The sequence below is a fragment of the Microcystis sp. LE19-131.1A genome (assembly GCF_027532015.1).
GTDB classification, from domain to species: Bacteria; Cyanobacteriota; Cyanobacteriia; order Cyanobacteriales; family Microcystaceae; genus Microcystis; species Microcystis ichthyoblabe_A.
This window is the reverse complement of the sequence record NZ_JAPZSS010000284.1, coordinates 1-1,995: the sequence shown is the minus strand read 5'-3', so window position 1 is coordinate 1,995 and position 1,995 is coordinate 1. Positions and strand designations below refer to the sequence as shown.

The window sequence follows — 1,995 nt, the reverse complement described above, 5'->3', positions numbered from 1 at the left end:
TTTTATGGGCAGATATTTTAAAACTGTCTCTTGAAGCTAATTATGATGATTATCTTGAAAAAAAATGATAATTAGACAGAAGTTCTCTTGTTCACATAGAGAACTTTATCTTCTTTTGTTTTCAAAATGAGAATTGCTGCTTGATTGTAGCCTTTGCAGACAATTGACTGCTTCAGGAATACCACGACCAACATCAATGATTATGTCGGTATCTACGATAGTTGAACTAGCCATTTGTCTTTGACCACTCGCTTTCTCGTAAATTTCGCACCCAAGTAGTACTATCTAAATCTTGACGATCGCGCCACATTCCAACAAAGGGATCATTAACTAAATCAACATTTGACGATGCAGACAGAGGTTCAGAATATATGTACTTTTGTTTCAAAAAAGCGATCAGGCTGACTACTTGGCTCTGTGCTTCAGCAGGCAAAGATAAAAATTCACCTAAAATCTCATGAGTCATGGTTGTATCCTCCCCCATACCACGCCCAAAAGCGTGTTAGCCAGATTAGCTTACTGCAAACAATCTCCTTTTAAGGAGACTTATCACAGAATCCTTCTAGGAATCTAGCAAAGATTCTTATATCTGGCTGCACTTTGTCACAGAATTTCACTATTATTTCGGGTAAGGTATAGTAAATCCCTTGATAGATAGGGTTTACTGAAAAAGTTTGTTGGTGGGGCTAGGGTGTGGGATGTGGGGTGTGGGGTGTAGGGTTTTACCCATTTTCAGGCGGTCAATTACCTAATTTTCAGGGAAAAAGTACCTGAATTTTACCCCCGATCACTCCGATAGCCAGTACTTTTTGATTTCCCAAAAGTCTAAAAGTCTTACCCAACAAGGTTTTTAGATTTATTCAGCAAGCTCTAAGTAAATTTTGATATAAATTACAGGGCAAGAATGGAGGATTTGGGGTGGCACAACAGAAACATTGTCCCCATTTACTCGGTTACAGTTTGTCTGCGAGTTGTTAACCATCGATTCAGGGAGCGTGAACTCTCGCTACTGCGCCGACCAGCTAATAGTCCTTCGATACCAATATGCTCATCTAGATCGAGCCATTCGATAGCACATCCATCCGCTAAGAGTTGCCAATTTTGACGCTCGGCGGGGGAGGCGTGCAGTAAACGAGGGTACCATGTTAGCGGAACGGTGATGCTGCGACCGTCGGCTAGGTCGATTATTAATTTATCGTCGGTTAGGGTCACTTGATGGGCAATTGGCTCGGTTTCAAGGGTCAAAGTAATCATGCCATGCGCTTAGGATTGCGGGTTGATGTTCTGTTATTAGTTTAGCAATCTGGTTTAATTCATGTTCTTTGAATCCTCGGTTTTTCTCTAAGGTAATGGGATCAAGCCAATATTTAGCGAGTTTGCGATCGCGTTTGACATGGATATGGGCTGGCTCTCGTTGATCTGAACTGAAAAAGTTGACATCCTCGCCGCCGTAAAACGGACGGCGATTCCTCACCACGCCACTTTTTTAGGGTGGTCGCTGAACGGGGTTGACGCAGATAGCGAAAAACGCTTAATTGCTTAAGTCTGACTCTTTCGACCCGTCCGTTTTGAGTGTCCGAATGCCCTCCGGCCACTTTGAACAAGTCGAAAAAATCTCATGTTCAACCTTATTTCCTAGAAAGTTTTACTCGTTCAAGGCCGAATTTGAATTCTTTTCTGAACAAAACCCCCTACTATCTGTTGTCAAGGTTCAGTTTTTAGCTTGGTTATCGCTTTTTCCATTGTACCTTAAAGCCGTCCTAAAAGGACGGGGTTTTAACCCAAATTTTCGATAAAACTGTAAGGCCCAACTTGAAGGACGGTAGGCATGAGAAAAGCTATTTTAAAGGTATATTTAGGGTTTGCTGAATAATGGTAAAAACCTTACAGGAAAGGGCTTTTAGCTTGATTGAGAGCTTCCCAAATGCACTTAAATCTGCTAGAATCTCTTAAAACCCTTGCATCACCCTTGCATCACCCTTGCATCTTCTCTAA

General features: G+C 41.8%; 3 protein-coding genes. All 3 read right to left on the bottom strand.

The genetic code is table 11. The annotated features are described in order from the left end of the window. Nucleotides 1-226: 226 nt before the first annotated feature. On the bottom strand, nucleotides 227-466 hold the full coding sequence (locus tag O9323_RS20110) for a hypothetical protein (protein ID WP_002739406.1): 240 nt from the start codon (nucleotides 464-466) through the stop codon (nucleotides 227-229). A 479-nt stretch (nucleotides 467-945) separates the two neighbouring features. Further along, nucleotides 946-1,254 carry a DUF2442 domain-containing protein gene (locus O9323_RS20105; RefSeq protein WP_002752921.1) on the bottom strand — a complete coding sequence of 103 codons (309 nt, stop codon included), beginning with the start codon at nucleotides 1,252-1,254 and terminating at the stop codon, nucleotides 946-948. Next, nucleotides 1,235-1,477: a DUF4160 domain-containing protein gene (locus tag O9323_RS20100; RefSeq protein WP_002752922.1), complete on the bottom strand. Its 243-nt coding sequence runs from the start codon at nucleotides 1,475-1,477 to the stop codon at nucleotides 1,235-1,237. The genes O9323_RS20105 and O9323_RS20100 overlap by 20 nt, the downstream gene beginning before the upstream one ends. Nucleotides 1,478-1,995 lie beyond the last annotated feature (518 nt).